The 18,856-nt window shown below is 45.9% G+C and carries 16 protein-coding genes; 12 read left to right on the top strand and 4 right to left on the bottom strand.

What is annotated here, in order from left to right; translation table 11 throughout:
- Positions 1–160 precede the first annotated feature (160 nt).
- Positions 161–1,747 carry a peptide chain release factor 3 gene (locus NSU01_RS30505; protein WP_042139924.1) on the top strand — a complete coding sequence of 529 codons (1,587 nt, stop codon included), beginning with the start codon at positions 161–163 and terminating at the stop codon, positions 1,745–1,747.
- Between the two features lie 120 nt (positions 1,748–1,867).
- Here the strand turns inward: NSU01_RS30505 and NSU01_RS30500 are convergent, their stop codons facing one another.
- A complete protein-coding gene (locus NSU01_RS30500) occupies positions 1,868–2,104 on the bottom strand; it encodes a small acid-soluble spore protein SspI (protein ID WP_042139923.1) in 237 nt (78 codons plus the stop codon).
- A 171-nt stretch (positions 2,105–2,275) separates the two neighbouring features.
- On the opposite strand from NSU01_RS30500, the gene NSU01_RS30495 reads away from it, so the two are divergent.
- The 8 genes from NSU01_RS30495 (at position 2,276) to NSU01_RS30460 (ending at position 11,213) form a co-directional block, all read left to right on the top strand.
- Positions 2,276–2,959 (top strand): TrkA family potassium uptake protein, encoded by a 684-nt coding sequence (locus NSU01_RS30495; RefSeq protein ID WP_144026190.1) that lies wholly within the window; start codon positions 2,276–2,278, stop codon positions 2,957–2,959.
- Between the two features lie 320 nt (positions 2,960–3,279).
- Positions 3,280–4,077: an RNA methyltransferase gene (locus NSU01_RS30490; RefSeq protein WP_076247709.1), complete on the top strand. Its 798-nt coding sequence runs from the start codon at positions 3,280–3,282 to the stop codon at positions 4,075–4,077.
- Between the two features lie 215 nt (positions 4,078–4,292).
- Positions 4,293–5,072, top strand: a complete 780-nt coding sequence (locus NSU01_RS30485; RefSeq protein WP_042139918.1) for a LytTR family transcriptional regulator DNA-binding domain-containing protein — start codon at positions 4,293–4,295, stop codon at positions 5,070–5,072.
- A gap of 122 nt (positions 5,073–5,194) precedes the next feature.
- Positions 5,195–6,745: a radical SAM protein gene (locus NSU01_RS30480; RefSeq protein ID WP_042139917.1), complete on the top strand. Its 1,551-nt coding sequence runs from the start codon at positions 5,195–5,197 to the stop codon at positions 6,743–6,745.
- Positions 6,746–6,839: 94 nt separating this feature from the next.
- A complete protein-coding gene (locus NSU01_RS30475; RefSeq protein WP_144026189.1) occupies positions 6,840–7,046 on the top strand; it encodes a hypothetical protein in 207 nt (68 codons plus the stop codon).
- A 90-nt stretch (positions 7,047–7,136) separates the two neighbouring features.
- A complete protein-coding gene (locus NSU01_RS30470; protein ID WP_052422103.1) occupies positions 7,137–8,972 on the top strand; it encodes an ABC transporter ATP-binding protein in 1,836 nt (611 codons plus the stop codon).
- Entirely contained in the window at positions 8,956–10,230 is a 1,275-nt protein-coding gene (locus NSU01_RS30465) for an insulinase family protein (RefSeq protein ID WP_042139916.1), read from the top strand. The genes NSU01_RS30470 and NSU01_RS30465 overlap by 17 nt, the downstream gene beginning before the upstream one ends.
- Positions 10,227–11,213 carry a VanZ family protein gene (locus NSU01_RS30460; RefSeq protein WP_076247707.1) on the top strand — a complete coding sequence of 329 codons (987 nt, stop codon included), beginning with the start codon at positions 10,227–10,229 and terminating at the stop codon, positions 11,211–11,213. The genes NSU01_RS30465 and NSU01_RS30460 overlap by 4 nt, the downstream gene beginning before the upstream one ends.
- A 91-nt stretch (positions 11,214–11,304) precedes the next feature.
- On the opposite strand, the gene NSU01_RS30455 is transcribed toward NSU01_RS30460, so the two are convergent.
- From NSU01_RS30455 to NSU01_RS30445, 3 genes are read right to left on the bottom strand one after another with little or no spacing between them, the layout of a single operon-like run.
- Entirely contained in the window at positions 11,305–12,288 is a 984-nt protein-coding gene (locus NSU01_RS30455; protein WP_083705711.1) for a HAMP domain-containing sensor histidine kinase, read from the bottom strand.
- A gap of 5 nt (positions 12,289–12,293) precedes the next feature.
- Entirely contained in the window at positions 12,294–12,887 is a 594-nt protein-coding gene (locus NSU01_RS30450; RefSeq protein WP_076247703.1) for a response regulator transcription factor, read from the bottom strand.
- On the bottom strand, positions 12,853–13,248 hold the full coding sequence (locus NSU01_RS30445) for a hypothetical protein (RefSeq protein ID WP_052422102.1): 396 nt from the start codon (positions 13,246–13,248) through the stop codon (positions 12,853–12,855). Before NSU01_RS30445 ends, NSU01_RS30450 begins: the two co-directional genes overlap by 35 nt.
- Positions 13,249–13,503: 255 nt before the next feature.
- Here NSU01_RS30445 and NSU01_RS30440 point away from each other — a divergent pair, with 255 nt between their 5' ends.
- The 3 genes from NSU01_RS30440 (at position 13,504) to NSU01_RS30430 (ending at position 18,805) form a co-directional block, all read left to right on the top strand.
- Complete coding sequence (locus NSU01_RS30440) at positions 13,504–14,550, top strand: LacI family DNA-binding transcriptional regulator (protein ID WP_042139912.1); 1,047 nt, start codon at positions 13,504–13,506, stop codon at positions 14,548–14,550.
- A gap of 141 nt (positions 14,551–14,691) precedes the next feature.
- Complete coding sequence (locus tag NSU01_RS30435) at positions 14,692–17,103, top strand: hypothetical protein (protein ID WP_076247701.1); 2,412 nt, start codon at positions 14,692–14,694, stop codon at positions 17,101–17,103.
- 292 nt (positions 17,104–17,395) lie between these two features.
- Positions 17,396–18,805 (top strand): sugar ABC transporter substrate-binding protein, encoded by a 1,410-nt coding sequence (locus NSU01_RS30430; RefSeq protein ID WP_042139909.1) that lies wholly within the window; start codon positions 17,396–17,398, stop codon positions 18,803–18,805.
- Positions 18,806–18,856 lie beyond the last annotated feature (51 nt).

Genomic DNA, 18,856 nt, shown 5'->3' with positions numbered 1-18,856 from the left:
TAGGCAAGGCGCCATAAAATATCCTATAAACCGTACTTCAACGATGTAACGATGAATTCTACGTGAAAGGATCTGGACGAATGAGTAGTGCACCGATTTGATGAAATCCGGTAATTGAAGCAGAAGCATGGATGAATTTATATATGAAGGGATATGTGTAATGAATAAGGCACCGGACCACAAGCTTCAGAGTGAAGTAGACAAACGCAGAACCTTTGCGATTATTTCCCACCCCGATGCGGGTAAAACAACGCTGACCGAGAAACTGCTCCTCTTCGGGGGCGCTATCCGTCTGGCAGGTACAGTTAAAGCCCGTAAGGCAAGCAAGCACGCCACAAGTGACTGGATGGAAATTGAGAAGCAGCGCGGAATCTCGGTCACTTCTTCCGTCATGCAGTTTGATTACCTGGATCACCGGGTGAACATTCTGGATACCCCGGGTCACCAGGACTTCAGTGAAGACACTTACCGTACGCTTACTGCGGCTGACAGTGCGGTCATGCTGATCGACGTTGCCAAGGGCGTGGAAACACAGACGATCAAGCTGTTCCAGGTCTGTGCCAAGCGGGGCATTCCGATCTTCACCTTCATCAACAAGCTGGACCGTGAAGGCCGCAATCCCTTTGAGCTGATGGAAGAGCTGGAGAATGTACTGGGTATCCGCTCTGTGCCAATGAACTGGCCGATCGGCATGGGCCGTGAGCTGTGCGGCGTATACGACCGGATGAAGAATCAGGTTGAGCTGTTCCAGGGCGACGATCATTCCGTGATCAGAGTACAAAAAGTGGAAAGCTACCGCGACCCGATCATCCGAGAGATGGCCGGAGAATACCTGCATGACCAATTATGTGCGGATCTGGAGCTGCTGGATGTTGCAGGCGATCCGTTTGACTATGAGAAAGTACTCCGCGGAGAGATTACTCCGGTATTCTTCGGCAGTGCGATCAACAACTTCGGCGTGCAGACCTTCCTTGATAACTTCCTGGATCTTGCACCGAAGCCTGAACCACGCCGCAGTACAGCTGGATCTGTTGAACCGACAAATGAGAAATTCACCGGCTATGTGTTCAAAATCCAGGCTAACATGAACCCGGCTCACCGTGACCGCATTGCCTTCCTGCGCATTGTGTCCGGCAAGTTCGAGCGCGGCATGAGCGTGAAGCATGTGCGTGCCGGCAAAGACATCAAGCTGTCCCAGCCGCAGCAGTTCCTGGCCCAGGACCGCGATATTGTAGAAGAGGCGTATCCGGGTGATATTATCGGTCTGTTCGACCCGGGTATCTTCCGGATTGGCGATACGCTGAGTCAGGCAGGGGATATCGAATTCGATGAGCTGCCGACCTTCTCGCCGGAGATTTTCTCCAAAGTGAGCATTAAGAATGCGCTGAAATCGAAGCAGTTCCAGAAGGGCATTGACCAGTTAACTGAAGAGGGCATGATCCAGGTATTCCGCACCGTTAACTTCGATGATATCCTGCTGGGCGTCGTCGGACAGCTGCAGTTCGAGGTGTTCGAGTACCGCATGAAGGGCGAGTACGGCGTAGATGTCCAGCTGCAGCGGATGAGCTACCAGTTCGCACGCTGGATTGTGGATGACACCAAGCCGGATGCAAGCAAATTCCGGATCAACTCCACACTGGTTACCGATAAGAAGGGGAATTATGTAGTGCTGTTCGAGAACGAATACGCCATGCGGACCGCCATGGAGAAGAATCCGACGGCTAAATTCCTGGAAACCGCGCCTTGAGATGTACTGTTGAAGTAGGATAAGCTGACCGCTTATTCAATTGTTTGTTATAAAAAACCTCCGCGATCCACTGTGCAGCTGCACATGTGGAGGCGGAGGTTTTTGGCGGAATGAACCTCTTTAGGACGTGATGGAGCCTGGCGTGAGCTTCTCCAGATGTCTGTGCAGCATGGAGAGCACCCGGTCCTGCTTGGCGGGATCAAGGTCCTTCCAGATCATTTCGAAGACAACGCCGAGTCCGGGAAGCGCGGCTTCCGGCCCGTCCACGGAGTTCTCGATCACTTCCCGCAGACCTTCTTCGGTCTGTCCGTGAATCTTGTGTACAATAGCCTGGCGCAAATCAATGGTGACTGGCATAATCGACCTCCTTAAGTTTTGTTGGCATAGGCTTCCTGGCTCAGCTTCGCAAAACTGGCTTCGGGAGCATGGGCTTAGGTTTTGTTAGCATAGGCTTTTAATAAGGTGCCCTGCGGCAGCGCTGAAAATTCAAGTTTATAACGGCTTATGCTATACTGTTTGAGATGCAAAATGCGGGCGGGAGGTACAACAATTATGGCAAAAAAACAATATGCCGTCATCGGAATGGGACGTTTCGGCTCAAGTGTAGCCAAGGCGCTCAGCGGTATGGGCTTTGATGTACTGGCCATTGATGCGGATGAGCAGCGCACCCAGGAAATATCGAATATTGTTACTCATGCCGTATCCGCGGATTCGACCGATGAAGAGGCACTGCGTGCACTCGGTATCCGTAACTTCGATGTGGTGGTTGTCGCGATTGGCGAGGATATTCAGGCCAGTATTCTAACCACGCTGATCCTGAAGGATCTTGGCGTGCCTGCAATTCTGGTTAAGGCCAAAAGCGAGCTGCACGGCAAGGTGTTGAGTAAAATCGGTGCAGATAAGGTAATCTACCCTGAACGGGATATGGGCATGCGGGTGGCGCATCATCTGGCCTCGCCGAACATCCTTGATTATATAGAGCTGTCGCCGGACTACAGCATTCTGGATATGAAAGTCTCCGGGCCGATGCTCGGCAAGAATTTGCAGGAGCTTAACATTCGTGCCAAATATGGCTGTAACGTGATGGCTATCCGCCGGGGTGAGGAAATGAATATTTCCCCCAGAGCGGAAGATCGTCTGAGCGAGGGCGATGTACTTGTCATCGTCGGCCGTAAGGACAACCTGACGAAGCTGGAAATGGCTTATCAATAGGGCTGTATGGATGAGTGATTACAGGTACAGGCCAGGTTCAAGTACAGATACAAGTACAGGTAGGTAGGGTTAGTTGTATTTTGTGCAGTTATTTTAAATGAATCAATCCGTTATTTGCAAATAGATGTATCTGGTACAACTAAAATTACACAAATGGCGGAATTTTACCCCAACCGCTACTTTTAATTGTACAGAGTGCAGTTAAACGGGAATTTGCTGCGTAAAGGCTGTTTTTAGTTGTACTAACTACAGTTAAGCTGCCCGGTTGGTGTAGCATACTTAAGATCAGGAATCTTCAAGCAACAGAAAGGTAGGACCTCATGGAAATTATGTCGCCGCAGAATACGCGGGTGAAGGAATGGGCTGGACTGCAGGAGAAGAAGCACCGCGACAAGTCCGGTAAATATATCGTAGAAGGCATCCATCTGGTGCAGGAGGCGTTGCAGGCGGAAGCAGATGTGGAATGCCTGGCCTTTGATCTGGATAAAGGCATGCCGTCCGAGCTGAAGCCTCTGCTTCAGGCCGTGCAGGGCATGGAGGTAATTGGCGTGTCAGCAGCGGTGATTGCGAAGTGCAGCAGCACGAATACACCGCAGCCGGTGTTTGCGGTTGTGCGCAAGGAACAGCAGGGCGTGGAGGCCATCCTGGCGAAGCCGGATAGTCTGGTTGTTGTGCTGGACGGGGTCCAAGACCCTGGCAACGTGGGCACAATCATCCGCAGTGCCGATGCGGCAGGTGCGGACGGGGTGATCCTCGGCCAAGGCTGCGCCGATCTTTTCAATCCGAAGACCATCCGTTCCACGATGGGCTCGATGTTCCATCTCCCGGTAGTGGAGGGAGATCTCGGCACGATTCTGCCGCAGGCGCGGGAACGCGGAGCGCTACTGGTCAGCACTTCGCTGACGGGTGAAGATTCCTGCTACACCCATGATTTCCATGGCAGCCAGTGGCTGCTGATCGGCAGCGAAGGTAAAGGCATCTCGCCGGAGACGGCAGCCCTTGTCGACAAGAGCATCATCATCCCGATGGCCGGCCGCGCCGAATCGCTGAACGCGGCGATGGCAGCGACGATTTTGTTGTTTGAGGGGATGCGGCAGCGGGGGAACCACGGAAAGTAGATTGAAAAATATGAGTTAGACATTGGAACGGACCTATACATGTAGTCCTGATGCTCAAGAAACCCTTGAGTCATCAGGATTTTTTTTGGTTTCTTGCAGTCGAAATATAGGGAGATATTCCCCACTTGGTGTTATATCTAATTGCATTTTTGAGTAAAAATGGTATAAATAATAAATATAGGGATCTCTAAAATGGATACTAGAGGTGAAATTGTATGTATAACATAGTGCTTTATGATGAAAATGATAGTTTCCTGGAGAAACTGCAACAGACTCTAATCGGAATTTTGGGCAAGATGAAGTGCGAATACAGTATTGAGAAATGGAGTGATCCACAAACTATACTGGGTAATATTGAGGTACGGAATAAGAGTTGTAATATTATCTTTCTGGGAATAGACAGTGATTCCGGGCAAGTCTTTCGCACAGCCGAAATACTCAATGCCAGAGATCATGATTATATTCTGATTCTGGTCTCAACCAGCTGCGACCAAGCCGTTGAAGGATATAAATATGGGGCTTACAGGTGGATTGTTAAAAATAATCTGCGAAGTGGGGTGGCCGAGGCCATTCACAGCTTAGATATCCTGATTGGAGGAAGCCGGAATGAGGGGGAGCCTCTGATCAGGTTCAAGTACCTTAATAATGAAGACTATGATTATATCAGCGTGCGTGAACGGGATATCATTCAGCTGTACAAAAAAAACAGGAGGGTTATTATGACCACTCCGCACGGAAATTATGAGCTGCTGCAGTATACCTTGAATTATTATAAGAAGTTGATCAACAACCCGAATTTCATTATCGCTTCACGGTCACACTTGATTAATCTTGTTCATATTGAGGAACTGCGTGGGGATTTCTTTCAATTATCCGATGGGCAAACGATATGTATAGGGTCGGAAGGCCGTGTGAAGCAGCAGGTGAAGAAGGAGTATCTGAATTATGTAGATAGCTGCAAAAAATACAATTTCGCACAAAAATGTTTTATTTAAGAAGTAATATGCGCTAATAATAGAAAAACAGAGTGTTACGCAAATGAATAGATGGTTTTAGCTTAATATTGTGAAATAATTCACCAAAAACCCATGATTATGAAGGAGGCATTTATCTCACTATGGGCTATGAAACAAAGAACGCAATTGCTTTCTTGGAAAACTTACATACGGCTTATTGGTCCCGTTTAGGAACCGTCTTTGAAACAGAAGACAATCAGTATTTCTATGATACGGGGACAGGTAAAGTATTTGCCTGTGATCCCGCGGAATATGCGGTGCTTGCATGTTTGCTCAATACCTCAGACCCTGCTGAAATAACCGGACTGGAGCTGGAGGAGAGAGCGTTGACGAAGGCACTGGATACTATATTGTTGCTGGTGGAGCAAGAAAAAATCCTGCAGGCGCCTGAATTCAAAAGTTTTGTCATACCGGAGAAAGCTGAGCTGCCGGGGATCATACAGGGCGGCATTGAACAAATCATTATAGAACTGACTGAGAAATGCAATCTGAGATGCAAATATTGTCTTTATCAGGAAGATAACGTGGACACCCGCAATTTCTCCAAGCAGGACATGGATTGGGAGGTTGCCCGGAAAGCGCTCGATTATATCTCGCATAACGTGGGCAAAGAGCTGGCGCTTACATTTTACGGAGGGGAGCCGCTGGTTAACTTTAAGCTGATGAAGCAATGCATCGAATATAGCAAATCCGTTATGCCTGGTGTGAACATCCCTGTCTCTTTCACTACCAACTTAACACTGGTCACTGATGAAATTGCTGCTTATCTGGCAACGCTGGATCAATGTTCGGTCTTGTGCAGCCTGGATGGACCGGAGCATGTTCATGATTACTTCCGCGTAACGGTGGGGGGAAAGGGTTCGTTTCATCAGGCTCTACGGGGGCTTAAACGGTTAGTTAAGGCATTCGAGGGGAAGGCGCGGCATAAGCTGGGGATTAATGCGGTTCTCTGTCCGCCCTACAGTAAGCCACGGTTTGATGAGGTGAATGACTTCTTCAAGACGCTGGAGTGGCTGCCCAAGGACACTAAAATTGATTGTTCATATGTCGATACGGGAACGCTTGACTGGTCCAAGCTGGGACATGTGAAGACAACTCTAGGGGATGGGGAGTTCTATAGTGATGATGAACGAACCGATCCATTAGGCAAATGGGCTGAATATACGCTGGATTCTGATCAGGATGAAAGAGGCCTGGCCAAAGAGCTAAGCCAGAATAAATTGCTGAGAATTCACAACAGAGTGATTACCGATGAACCCTTATTGGGAATCCGCATGAATGGATGCTGTATTCCCGGCCGGAGAAGGCTCTATGTAACCACTGACGGTAAATTTAAGGTGTGCGAAAAAATGGCTAATTCACCCTATATAGGGGATGTGGAGGCAGGAATTGATATCGATGCCTTAAATAAATATTACTTCGAAGAATACACAGAAAAATCTATTAAGCATTGCTCCAATTGCTGGGCAGCCCGCCTGTGCAGTATCTGTTATGCGCCTTGTTATCAGGAAAACGGCTTGGATGAGGAGAAGAAACAATCTCAATGTTACGGCGAAAGGGCCTCCATGAAAATGTCGCTGAAACGGTATCATCAATTAATCGAGAAGAGTCCTGAGAAACTGGAGTATTTCAATGAGCTAACCGTATCGTAATTGTGGTAAACATGGTAGCAATAACGCTCTTCATGTGACGACAGGCAGGGTGTTATTCCTATAAATTTCAATGACCTGAGGAGTTGTGATCAAGATGAAACTGATTAATCCGGTAGGCAGAACAACCAAAATGGATTCACAAGCATTCTATGGCATGGACCCTATGTCAGGCTGTATTTGTTCTGGGTTTGCAGTAGTTTCGTTCTTTGCAGCAAAATTTGATGGCGGAAATTGTAACTGTCAATGTTCTGGAGGAAGCGAAAATAGTTCAGCTAACAGTGCAGTAGCGCGTCAGGCCTAATTTATTCCACAGCATCATATGAAACAGAGCCACTATTCCTGAGATGAGGTAGGGGCTCTGTTTAATAATTTTTACCATAGGAGATTAAGTATGAGTGTAGTATCTGCCAAGTTTAAGATTTGCCGGGATTACTGCAGGCTGCTGGGGAAGGTTACTGTGCTCCTATGGGGCAGCTCTTCTACTACCCTGATCTGCTTATTTATATTTAATCTGGTTGCGGGACTGGCTGTTCCTGTCACTACGGTAATCTGGAAGTATTTCCTGGACAGTGTTGTTGTGGCGTTGCAGAGCGGTAACATATCCACTCCGGTATTATGGATCGTGATCCATATGTTATATACACAATTCAACCATGTGATTTACAATATATGCAAATACTTCGAATCTAACCAAGCGGATTATATGAATAAACACATTACTGAATTAACTTTAGATAAAGTAGCGGAAATGGAAATGGCTGATTTTGATGATGCGGAGATATTCGACCATATCCAGAAAGTGAATAACGAATCATCGCAGCATTCGATGAATATTCTTAGAACCTTGATTACCTTTTTGCAGAACGTATCATCTATGGCAGGAGCTGTAGTGATTTTTTTGAATTTCGGGCCTATTGTTCTTGTGGTAAGTTTCTTTGCCTGTCTTCCCTCTCTGTTATTAAACATCAAGATGTCTGCCAAATTTTACGCTATTTATACGAAACGGTTCGAGCGCTTAAGATTGCTGGGCAATCTTAAATCCATACTTACCACCTATGAGAATATTAAAGAAATTAAAGTGAACCGGCTGAACCCGTACTTTAAAAAAGTGATTCTGTCTGATTTCGACAACTATCTGCAAGAAGATAAAAAAATAAGAAGAAATTTCTCCATTCAAAGCAGTATTACTAATCTGCTGGAGAATGTAATCTCCTACAGCTTCCAAATATATATTCTGATCACGGTGATCTCCAGGAAATTAACGATCGGGGATTTATCTTTATTTGTGAATACACTTTCCAATTTTCAGAATTCACTGGAAAGCATTCTCCGTTCTTTCTCTTCCCTGTATGAAGATGGGCTGTATATCCAGAATTTGTTCTCTTTATTAGAGAAGAAACGCCCGGAATCCTCTGATACAGAACAATATCCCTTCCCGGTTAATTTTGAGACCATACAATTCGATCACGTCTACTTCAAGTATCCGGGCAGCGAAGAGTTTGTGCTGAAGGATGTGAACCTGACCCTTGCTGTGCGTAAAAGCTATTCTATTGTAGGTTTAAATGGTTCCGGGAAAACGACGTTGATCAAGTTGATTCTCGGATTATATCAGCCTACCAAGGGAGAAATCAGATTGGGGGGGATTCCGTTACAACAGATTTCAAGTGAGAATTACCGTAAGCATATAGGTGCCATCTTTCAAGATTTCATCAAATATCCCTTCACTATTGAGAAAAATATTGCTGTTGGTGAAATTGACGACGCGGATAACTTCGCGCGGGTACAGGAAGCCGCGCGGCAGGCTGGAGCGGACCGGTTCATAGAACAGCTTCCCGAGCAATATAACACAAGACTCAATAAAGAATGGTCCAATGCTACCCAATTGTCGCTCGGGGAATGGCAAAAAATTGCCATCAGCCGCGCCTTCATGGCAGATTCCAGTATTCTTATCCTGGATGAGCCGACAGCTTCACTGGATGCAAGCGCTGAGTATGAGCTATTCACGAAATTCAAAGCCCTGATGGCGGGCAAAACAACAATTCTAATCACACACAGGTTCTCCACCATCCGACTGGTGGATGAAATATTTGTGCTTAAGGATGGAGGAATTATTGAGAGCGGGGACCATGAGAGCCTGCTGAGGTATGACGGCGAATATGCGCGTCTATATAAATTTCAGGCTGAAATGTACAATGAAGGGTTGTTTGTCCATGAAGGATCGTATTAACACAGGTACGCTGAGCAATGGGCTGGTTTACGGTGTACGGGAGACGGATTTGGATGCTGAAGAGGTTCAGTTGTGTCTGGTGCTGAAGACAGGATCACTGCAGCAGCGGGAAGATGAGAACGGAATAGCTCATATCGTTGAACACATGAATATGAACTTTGATAAATATAGTTATTATAAGCAGTGTCTGGAGTATACGAGTTATGGATTGACTGATTTTGACCGGACAGTGTATGTATTTAGCTGCCGCAATCATGAAGACAGTATCCGGCAATGTTTATTCATTCTGCGGCAGATTGCTGAAGGGATCTATATCCGAAGCGAGTTTCTGGAAGCGATCAAACAAGATATAGCGGCTGAAATTCATTCCCGGAGCCAAGCCGGCAAAAGTGAGACCGAACAGACTATTTTCGAACACGCCTTCTATCAGTCAAGGATACCTGCAGGCGATGCAGAAAGCGTCCGGCATACAAGCCACACACAGGTTACCGCGTTTCACAAACGATGGTACAAACCGGACAGAATGGCGGTCTTCGTCGTTGGGGCGGTGAATCACACGGAGATACAGCGAGAGATCATAGCCATATTCTCTGAGTTATTCTGTGCGGACAAAAGCCATAAGGATTCAAGAGATACTGGCATGCCGGCAGAATATCCTTCCCCCCAGAGTCAACGGTTAACCAAACAATTATTTACTGTGGGGGATATGAACCTGCTTGAGATTTACATGAAGCACACGGACCAGGTGGAGGTTACCCTGAAGAGTGATCTGCTGCGGAATATTCTTGTTGAACAACTGGATACCGTCTGTAGCGAAGCTTTGAGGTCTGTCGGTTGTCCGGTGGATTTTTTCGCAGCAATGTTCATCAATTTCATTAATTTACAGCAGTTCTGCAAATTTAGGGTTGTTTACCGGGGAGTACAGTCTCCGCACCAAATTATCGAAGTTATTAACACGGCGATTTGCAGTTTGGTCAATGATCCCAATATTGGGTGTATGGTTGAAAAAAACAAGAAAAAGTATGCGGATTATTACAGCTCATGTGAATTTCACAGCAGTTTGGATGTGCACGGGTTATTGGAGGAATGTGTGGAACACTTCATTCTTGGCTCCCCTTTGCTCTCCTACGAGCTTGATATGCAGCAGATTACGGATACGCTTAACAGTATCGGGTATGCAGAGGTCAGGCAGGCCGCAGAATTATTGTTAAATATCCAAGCAACCGCTCTAGTTGGAAGGGAAGAGGATATGCGATGAGAGCTACACGGAAAAGCGGCTGGGTACTGCAGCTTGTAATGGTTCTATTATTTGGGGCTTATGCGCTGTCAGTTATACAAATTATTCTATTCAAGACGATTCCGGTAACCGCTATGTTTGACATGGATAATAATCTGAGAAGCATCAATATCATTCCCTTCCACACGATTTCCGGGTTTATCCATAATGGAACAACAGGCGGGATGAGGGCGGCTGCGAATATACTGGGGAACATCGTTATTTTTATTCCGCTGGGATTATTGGTTTCTTATCAGGGCAGCAGCAAATCGTTTGGTGCTAAAGCAATTATTCTGCTGAGCGTTCCTCTGGCCTTAGAAATCATTCAATATGTCCTGGCTCTGGGCAGCAGCGATATTGATGATATAATATTGAATTTTGCAGGCGGGATGATGGGATTAGCTATTTATAAGGGGATCAGCCTGGTGTTACATTCGCGGCAACGCATATTAGGGGCGATTGTCGTCTTCTATCTGATCTCTGGTATCTGCGGGATTGTGGCGGTCGGACTGGTTCAACCTGAGCTGCTGCCATTTCTGGATACAGGAGTAGAGTATGTAACCGAGGATAAACCTGAATTGGATGGGATAGATGTATATACCAAAGGGGATTTACGCGGCAGTCTGGCAGCGGTGGAGGAGCATTATGTTGAACTATCGACGGAATCTGAAACAGTTATGGCCAGTGACCAGGAGAACAGTGGATTACCCCAGTACATAACCGAGAATCACAGGATTTCAATCGATGCAGCGACGCGGATATTTTTTGAGTATGTTCGTGTGGAGAAGGATGGTCTGTTGAAGTTTAAGATTATCAGCAGGTATGAGGAGAAAAAGCCCGGAGAACTCAGCGCTATCATGGAATTACCGGACGGGGAGGCGGGCAGCATGCACGCCGCGAGAGTCTGGTATGCTGATAGTCAGGAGTCAACCGCCAAGGTGCTGCTGGTCACTCTTAAGGAGTAAACAGGCTGATGCTATGGATTAGCGCTCTCTGGAGTAATCAGATGGCATAGTGCCCAGTTATCCTTCGATAAAAAATAGCACAATAGTCGTCTCACATTGGCAACCTTAATTGAAATGTGAATACATCACGGATATGTCTAAGTGTTAAAGCGCCTCGGTGTAGCTCGGCAATATTTCTGGCAATGGACAAGCCGAGACCAGCTCCCGTTTGGATTCCCTCGCTTTTTCTTGAATAATCAACCTTATAAAAACGCTCAAATAGCCGGTCCACTTGTTCTTCTGATAGAGGGGTCCCTTTATTCTCAATTTCGATCATGCTGTATTCAGCATCAGCTATTAGCCGTACATGAATGCTGCCCTGGGTGTAGGAGTATTTTAAGGCGTTCATGAGCAAATTATCTATGGCCCTGGCGATCTTTTCACTGTCTATGAAGGTAACGACCGGGTTAACAGGAATGTCCTTGATAAGATATACTTTGTTTTCTTCAGCTAACGGTTCAAATTCAAACAATAATTGATTCAATAGCTGTGCCAAATCAACTCTCCTTAGATTTAACCGGGAGTCAACCGAAGTAAGCCGGGTGTATTCAAATAAATCATCCAGCAGCTTCTTCAAATGAAACGCTTTGTTATAAGTGTTCTGAACACGAAGAAGTTCAATATATCCAATAATACTTGTAAGAGGTGTACGTAAGTCATGCGAAATCCCCGTAATCATCTCCATCTTGGATTGTTCAACTTCCCGTTCTTTCTCAATTTGCTGTTGCAGACGCTCGGTCATTAGATTGATGTTAACAGCTACCCGGCCAAGCTCATCCTGACGGTTAACCGGTACCCGATAGTTCAAGTCACCTTCGGTAATCAGCTGAAGCCCTCTCTCCAAAATCTTTAAGTCTTTTACAATACGCTTTGTTAACAACAAAAAAGTAGAAATGAATATGACTGTAAAGAAGGGAGTAATAAAATAAGGAAATATATTTACCAGCCACTCCGTTTCCATACCATTTCCAACCTTAAAGACGAAATGAATAAAGGTGTTATTCATAGCAACGGCTATAATTAAGCTTAGTATCATTCTGATTAAAATATTGAGCTGGATCTTTTTTTTTCCTCTATTTTTTCTCTCAAATTACGAATATGAACCATTACGGTATTGTCAGAATATCCATAGGGCTCTTTCCATACACTCTCATAAATCTGTTCCGAACTAAAAACCTGTCCCGGCCGGGTAGCAAGCAAAGTTACAATGGCAAACTCAATTGGAGTCAAAGAAATATCAAGTCCGTTTAATTTCACGGAATGTTTATTTTTATCGATGATCAGGTTTTTTATGATAAGTAACGAATTGAATTCATCCTTCCCGGTTATGGACTGACGGCGTAATTGGGCTTTTACACGGGCTAATAGCTCCAGTGGATTGAACGGTTTGATCATGTAATCATCTGCCCCGGTAGTCAGACCGGTAATTTTATCAATGTCCTCCTGCTTGGCGGATAGCATAATGATTGGAGTATTGGATATTTCCCTTATTTTGAGGCAGGCTGTGATACCATCCATTTGAGGCATCATGACATCCAGAATGACCAGTTGGACAGGTGTTGTTTTTATAGCATCCAGCGCCTCCTGCCCATCTGCTTCTTCATTTGAAGTGAATATTGAAAGGCGATAAATAATCCTCCAGGTTTGAGGGACTTATAAATCTGTGCTCATCAATATTCGAATTTTTCATTGTTTCTACTAAATGAGCAGCATTACGATGGCATGAATAGTTAGGATATTCCGCTTTCAAGTTATTCCTCATCGTGGTATCCATCTCAAACAGCAGGACTTTAGTTGTGTTCGTTACCTTAGTATTCATTATACGGGTAATCGCACCTGTGCCTGATCCAAGCTCTGCAACTGCCTTAATCTCATACCAAGGTGCTTGATTTACCATGCTGCGTGCAAGGAATCGGGAACTTGGTGTAACGCTGCCCACCTGTTTTGGATCTTGGATAAAGCTTCGTAAGAATAAGTGATTTTCGTTTACTCCCATATGATTTTCCTCCATTGATTTCTGGGTTCTTAGCCAGCAAGAATCTCCTTCGCTCACTTCGATACAGAAATACTAACTAAAATTTCTGAGGAATTAGGTAGGAGAATTCTAAAGAATTTCTGAAGGGAGGGCCGGAATGTTTCGGAACACCGGGGGAGGGCTAGACTCTGCATGGCTTAAAATTACATTTGAATGTCAAGTCGTGTTAATGATACAATGTGTGCGCAATGTAAAACGTTTAAATAGGGTGAAGGTATGAAGAAAATCGGAATTAAAGATATTGCCTTGCGCGCAAATGTATCCACCGCGATAGTATCATATGTGATGAATGGTACCCGTAATGTGAAGCCTGAGACGAAAGAGCGGGTCTTGAAGGTAATTGAAGAGTTTAATTACAGGCCTAATGCAATTGCCCAAAGCCTAAAGAGCAGAAGAACGAATACGATCGGAGTCATTGCGGAAGACATAACGGTCTTTAATACACCGGAAATTATTGATGGAATAAATGATTATGCGGAGCAACATGATATGCATATCCTGTTAACCAACCTGCGGCTGCAAAAAAAGGTAGGCTACAATTATGCGGATACCGCTGCCTACCAGAAGCATGCACAAAATGCGGTATCAGACCTGGTATCCAATCAGGTTGAAGGAATCGTATATATTGGCGTGCATCCCCGTGATTTAACGGGATTAATTCATACGAATGACAAGCCGATTGTCTATACGTATTGCTACGCGCAGAATGAGTGTTCTATTCAGTATAATGATGAACAGGCTTCCTATGATGCCATCCAGTATTTAGTCAGCAAAGGGCATTCCCGGATTGCGGTCATCAGCGGCTTAATGGATTCGATCCCTTCGAGACTGCGGTTTAACGGGTATTACAAAGCATTGACGGAATTTCAGCTGTATTTCGACCCGCAGTTTATCAAAGTAGGCGACTGGGGGGGAGAGTCGGGTTATCAGCTATTAGGTGAGCTTATGGAATTGCCCGATCCGCCTACGGCTATTCTTGTGATGAACGATTTGATGGCTGCCGGTGCCCTGAGAGCTGCAGCTGAACGCGGGATCTCCGTACCTAGGGACCTGTCGGTTGTCGGCTTTGATAACCGGGAATTCAGCGCTTATCTGAATCCCAGAATTACAACGATGGATTTACCGCTGCATGATATGGGAATATTGGCGATGAAGGCTCTATGTAATAGGATTAGCGGAAATGAGGAGACAATAGAGGAACCTCCGTTATGCAAACTGATTGAGCGGGATTCTGTAGCCGGGCCAAGAACCTCTATTAAATAATAATTGCGGGAACAGACTGTTCACATGAAGTGGACAGTCTCTTTACCTGCAGCAGCGATAAATGGCTTGCTGGCAATTTTACACTGTGGTAATATTAACCCGAAATCTAAACGTTTAAATTAAACCGATAGGAGTGAGAACTTGAGACTGCTTCGTAATGATACGTTTGAAGTAAACCTCTCAACAGAAGGAACGGTCGAATCCCTCCGTATGACAGATGATCCCGTAAGGATGAACTGGGTAATTGATGCAGGTTATGTCCAGGAGGCCGGCTACGCTCAGGAGCATAAGCCTTTTGGACAGTGGACGGCTATGGTTAATGATGAACGGATTGAAAGCGCTAACCTGCAGCCCTACATTGAAGTTGCAGGTGATACATCGGCTACTGTAACCTTTGTGCATGATAAATTTAAAGTTCAATATGAATATCTGCTGAATAACAATGGAGAATGGACATGGAAGATCCGTTGTTCAAATCCAGCTGCAGCAGCCATCAGAATCAATGGATTTCACAGCTGGTTCTCTCTGGCCTATATCATGTTCCGTGATCGTGATGTCATGAGGAATATCAGGCATTCCTGCGCAGTATTTCCGCATATCGGCGGGGATTTCAGCAAATTTGCAGCAGTACGCAGAAGTAATGAGGCACCTCATCTGGCTATATACAGTACGGGGGAACGTATTGCTGCCTTTGGTACATATTGCAGTTATGTCAATCGTTTTCTGGAACAGGTCTCCCCGTCACTGGATGGAATGCTCTACCACAGGTTGTCATTTATTGAGGATGGAAGCTCGCTTGAGCAGTCGGCAGACAGTGATTGGATCTATGGCGGCTACGCACCTGTCACCTTAGAGCCTTATGGCGAAAGAGAATGGTCATTTGTGTTTACAACATTTAATGGGCAGGCGGATTTCTATACTAAAGCGCTCAAGTACGGACATCCGGGCTGGACTTACTCGTCCGTTACTACTACTGAAGGGAAATTTATTGCCGAAGTAGAATTGCCGGAACAGGAAACGCTGCAGTCGGTAAAAATGTATAGCGCAACCGGTGAAGCAGGCGTTGTTAACGAGACGGATATCTCAAGTGAATTCACAATCGTTCCCGCAGCAAAATCTAATCGGTTACGCGCAGTTCTGCCGCTGAAGTCAGCGGGGGAGATCAAGCTGGTTGCTCAGCTCAGTAACGGCAAATGTGATGTGCTAATCGGCAATGTCCTCGAGCCTGTTCATAAGATTCTTGAGAGACGGGCCGAATGGTTATGTGACAACAGCTTTAATACAGCCTCAGTAACCCGTCCCTATTCATTTCTGCCTTTATCCAATCAAGGAGAATCGCTTGGTAAATTAGCTTTCATTCTGATGAAGAATCTTCTATCGCCCCCTGTACCGGCACAAGTCAGAAAAGTAGAGCTGTCTGCTTTCCTTGATCTAAAATACCATTGGTTTGAACAGGGGGATTTCCTGCATCCCAAACCGCTTTACGGGTCCTTTTACCGTATATATGATTTTGACTATATCGGCCACGTGTATTATTTATTGTCCAAATTTGATCAATCATATTTATATTACGGAAGTCCGGAAATGTATCTGACCTGGGCCGCTCAGGTCATGTGTATGAGGCTGGACCCGGAGTGTCACCGGAATAAACGTGAGCAGGAAGAATCGCAGCTTGTAGGGGTATTCATTCTGTATATTGCAGATTTGTTAGCGGACCTGAGGAAGAACGCATTAACGTATTGGCATGATAAGCTTAGCAAACTATGGTTAGCGCTGGTGGAAGGGCTGAAGCAGGGTGCGCAGGCGTATCAAGGAGCCGTGACGGAGCATTTCTATGATAATGCCGGTTTTGGACTTACCTGTGAAGCCTTATGCCTGGCTGGTTTAACCGATGAAGCTGAACGGTATGCCCCGCTGATTATTGCCAATATCGGCTTCAGCAATGATTATAGAGCCAATGCTCCGGACCGCTGGTGGGAGGCCTTATCCTTCATGACGCATTCGTTATGGGGAGGATTGGTAGCGGGTGCCGCCCGGTCTTCTTATGAAACGATTGGAGATGCACGCCTGCTGGAAGCCGGTTACCGGGCAACAATGGCGATGTTTAACTGCTATGATTGGAATGTACATTCAACAACCCGCAAGCTTAAGCCCGGTGAGGCAGCTTCTACGTATAGCATTGCCGCCCCGAATTTAAATATGCCGGAGCTTTCCCGTAACCGCTTTGGCCAATCCATATTTAAGAAGTCGAGTGATCCGTTATTCAGCAGTCTGTTCTCCAATATTGAAGGGGACGACTGGGATATGGGAGAGGAGCTCGTCGCATATCTGCTCGGCTTTGGCTCAACCACCTATCTGTACACAGATAGCGAAGGAGAGCTGCGATGTGTAAATGGGTTGATTGAGCCGGCAGAGAAGGGCTGGGAGATTACAAGCTATGCTGCATATCCGGCCAGATATGTGATGCTGGAGCAAGGGCTGTCATTCGTTTCAACGGCAGGGGAAAGCCTCAAGAGTGTATTGTTTACCGGGGGGAAGTTTGAACGAGCATAAATTTAAACGTTTAACTAACTACACTGATTGAAAATTCATAAATATAGGTTGAAATAGTCGTTTTTCAATCTAAACTACGGGTGATATAATAAAGTAAGCGCTTCCTTAAAAGATTGGCTTTAAAATAAACTGGCGTTATTTATACGGTGAGTGGTTAACAGCGTAAAGAATGTCTTGGAAAGTCACTTTATTCGAATGGTTTTAGACTTTATGTTAAACGTTTAACTCTAAAGCCCGGGTTAAATGGATAGACATACAAATTCAAGCTAATTTCGAAGGGAGATCAGAGGCTATGAGAACAGGAAGGAAACTAGGGGCAGGTCTTATCCTGACTGCACTATTAGTAGGTGCAGCTGGATGCGGGGGCAATGAGGCTAATACAGACAATAACACAAGCACATCGTCACCCGGATCAGAAGCTACCAAAGCACCTGAAGCATCTGCCGAAAAGGTCAAAATTATTTACTCTATGTGGGGCAGCGCAGCTGAAGGGAATACAACCCAGGCGGTGGCAGACCGGTTCAATGCTTCCCAGGATAAAATTGAAGTGGAGGTGCAGGCGATTCCCTGGGAGAACTACATGACGAAATTGAATACGCTTGCAACAGCCGGACAGCTGCCGGATACAGGGATGCTGAAGGAAGACGGAGTCATTCAATGGTCCTCTGAAGGGATGCTGAATGATGTAAGTGCCATGTACGAGGGAAGCGACAGCAAGCCGCTGGACAGCCTGGCCTACAAATATCAGGGCAAGCCCGTAGCTTATGCGGCGGCCAATGAAATTCTCCTGCTCTACTATAATAAAGACATGTTCGATAAAGCGAACGTACCGTATCCTCCATCTGCACTGGATCAGGCCTGGACATGGGATCAATTCGTAGATGCCGCGAAGAAGCTGACGAATGATAAGAACGGCAAGCATCCCGGTGAGGATGGCTTCAATGCACAGAGCATCGTCCAGTTTGGGGCTTCTGTGGAGAATCTTCCGTGGCAGCTGGAAGCCTGGACACTCAGTAATGGCGGGGGCTTCTACTCCGAAGATGGTACAGAGGTTAAGGTCGGGGAGGATGCAAGCATTGAAGCTATTCAGCGGGTAGCTGATCTGTACCTGAAGGATCATGTTGCCCCGTTGTCCGTCGGACAGACCGATGATGGAATCCAGCGCACGATTATTGCCGGTACTGTTGCTATGGCAACTAATGGACAATGGAATGTAGGAACCAGCCTGAATACGGCAAAAGAAGAAGGACTGAACTATGGCGTAGCTGTACTGCCATATATGAAGGATAAAATCACCATCAGCACAGGCGGTGCCAATGTGGTATTCTCCCAAACCAAACATCCCAAAGAAGCGATGGAATGGCTGAAATGGTACAACTCCGAAGAAAACAACTGGGAACTCATCTCTTCAGGTATTTGGATGCCAACGCTGGATAAATGGTATAAGGATGAAGCACTTACCCGCAAATGGGTAGAGAATCCAAACTTCCCTCCGTATGACGAATATAAGTCAGCCGTTGTCGATTATGCGCAGTCTCCTGCCGCGCGACCTGCTGCATGGTTCTATACGAACTATACAACGGACTTTAATACGCTGCTCGGATCAATACTGGGAGATGTCTGGACCGGTAAGACAACGGCCAAGGATGCGATCTCCAAGAATCTGGAGGCTTTGAAGGCGGCTCATACAGGCAATCAATAATAGGGCAGGGGAATAACCGCCGGTATTCTGGAAGCGGTGGTTATCCCCCTA

Source organism: Paenibacillus sp. FSL H8-0259 (genome assembly GCF_037963255.1).
Taxonomy (GTDB): Bacteria; Bacillota; Bacilli; order Paenibacillales; family Paenibacillaceae; genus Paenibacillus_AQ; species Paenibacillus_AQ phytohabitans.
The sequence above is the reverse complement of the archived record's forward strand: the minus strand, read 5'-3'. Positions and strand labels throughout refer to the sequence as shown.

Excerpts from the sequence above, each read along its gene's own strand:
- NSU01_RS30430 (WP_042139909.1), top strand. The coding sequence starts at position 17,396 with ATGAGAACAGGAAGGAAACTAGGGGCAGGTCTTATCCTGACTGCACTA.
- NSU01_RS30445 (WP_052422102.1), bottom strand. The coding sequence starts at position 13,248 with ATGGGAGTAAACGAAAATCACTTATTCTTACGAAGCTTTATCCAAGAT.
- NSU01_RS30470 (WP_052422103.1), top strand. The coding sequence starts at position 7,137 with ATGAGTGTAGTATCTGCCAAGTTTAAGATTTGCCGGGATTACTGCAGG.
- NSU01_RS30490 (WP_076247709.1), top strand. The coding sequence starts at position 3,280 with ATGGAAATTATGTCGCCGCAGAATACGCGGGTGAAGGAATGGGCTGGA.
- NSU01_RS30440 (WP_042139912.1), top strand. The coding sequence starts at position 13,504 with ATGAAGAAAATCGGAATTAAAGATATTGCCTTGCGCGCAAATGTATCC.
- NSU01_RS30495 (WP_144026190.1), top strand. The coding sequence starts at position 2,276 with ATGCGGGCGGGAGGTACAACAATTATGGCAAAAAAACAATATGCCGTC.
- NSU01_RS30455 (WP_083705711.1), bottom strand. The coding sequence starts at position 12,288 with ATGATACTAAGCTTAATTATAGCCGTTGCTATGAATAACACCTTTATT.
- NSU01_RS30465 (WP_042139916.1), top strand. The coding sequence starts at position 8,956 with ATGAAGGATCGTATTAACACAGGTACGCTGAGCAATGGGCTGGTTTAC.
- NSU01_RS30505 (WP_042139924.1), top strand. The coding sequence starts at position 161 with ATGAATAAGGCACCGGACCACAAGCTTCAGAGTGAAGTAGACAAACGC.
- NSU01_RS30480 (WP_042139917.1), top strand. The coding sequence starts at position 5,195 with ATGGGCTATGAAACAAAGAACGCAATTGCTTTCTTGGAAAACTTACAT.
- NSU01_RS30460 (WP_076247707.1), top strand. The coding sequence starts at position 10,227 with ATGAGAGCTACACGGAAAAGCGGCTGGGTACTGCAGCTTGTAATGGTT.
- NSU01_RS30500 (WP_042139923.1), bottom strand. The coding sequence starts at position 2,104 with ATGCCAGTCACCATTGATTTGCGCCAGGCTATTGTACACAAGATTCAC.
- NSU01_RS30485 (WP_042139918.1), top strand. The coding sequence starts at position 4,293 with ATGTATAACATAGTGCTTTATGATGAAAATGATAGTTTCCTGGAGAAA.
- NSU01_RS30475 (WP_144026189.1), top strand. The coding sequence starts at position 6,840 with ATGAAACTGATTAATCCGGTAGGCAGAACAACCAAAATGGATTCACAA.